The organism is Nonomuraea spiralis (genome assembly GCF_014648435.1).
GTDB lineage: Bacteria > Actinomycetota > Actinomycetes > Streptosporangiales > Streptosporangiaceae > Nonomuraea > Nonomuraea spiralis.
This window is the reverse complement of sequence record NZ_BMRC01000086.1, coordinates 1-1,024: the sequence shown is the minus strand read 5'-3', so window position 1 is coordinate 1,024 and position 1,024 is coordinate 1. Positions and strand designations below refer to the sequence as shown.

The window sequence follows — 1,024 nt, the reverse complement described above, 5'->3', positions numbered from 1 at the left end:
GGTGAAGTCAAGGGGTCGTCGCAACACTGATTGATCAACTGGCGAGTGCCAGGAGCTTGGTGAGACGCTCGGCTGGGGTTTCCCAGCCGAGCGTTTTGCGTGGCCGGCCGTTCAACCGGGCAGCGACGGCGGCGAGATGGTCGCTGCTGTGGACGGACAGGTCGGTCCCCTTGGGGAAGTATTGGCGGAGCAGGCCGTTGGTGTTCTCGTTGCTGCCGCGCTGCCAGGGCGAGTGTGGGTCGCAGAAGTAGACCGGTAGGTCGGCGGCGATGGAGAACTGGTGGTGCAGGCTCATCTCGCTGCCTTGGTCCCAGGTCAGGGATCGCTTCAGTTCGGCCGGCAGGGTGGCCATGGTGGCGGCCAGGGCGTCCCGGACGGTCTCGGCGGTGCGGTCGTGCGGTAGGTGGACGAGCAGAACGTAGCGGCTGGTGCGCTCGACGAGCGTGCCGATCTGGGACTTCTGGTCCTTACCGATGATCAGGTCGCCTTCCCAGTGGCCGGGCACGGCTCGATCGGCGGCCTCGGCGGGGCGGTCGCTGATCATGACCATTGGCGCGACGAACCGAGGCTGGCGCTGGTCGGGACGGCGATGCGGTTTGCGGGCGGTGCGGCCGGTGCGCAACGCCCGGGTGAGCTCACGGCGCAGTTCACCGCGTCCTTGTACGTAGAGCGCCTGATAGATCGTCTCGTGCGACACCTGCATCTCCGGCCGGTCGGGAAACCGGATGCGCAGCGTGTGCGCGATCTGCTCGGGGCTCCATTCCAGCTCTAGCCAGGATTGGACGGCCTGGCGCAGTTCCGGGTTGGCTCCTATCTTTCCCTGTTTCGGTCGTGGACGCCGGGCGTCGGCACGTGCCTGGGCCGCGTGGGGCCGGTAGTGCCACTGGCCTCGGGTTCCGTCGGTGCGGTTACGGGCGATCTCCCGGCTTACTGTGGAGGGGCTGCGGCCCAGCTCGGTGGCGATGGCTCGGATGGAGGCCTTTTCCCGCAGCCGGTCGGCGATGTGGACGCGTTCGTTCTCACG

Annotated in this window: 1 protein-coding gene; it reads right to left on the bottom strand. The window is 67.6% G+C overall.

Features of this window, described 5'->3' with window-relative positions:
• Window positions 1-34: 34 nt before the first annotated feature.
• Window positions 35-1,024, bottom strand: a 990-nt coding sequence (locus IEZ27_RS53415) for an IS30 family transposase (protein WP_189654316.1), incomplete at its 5' end; no start/stop codon positions are given.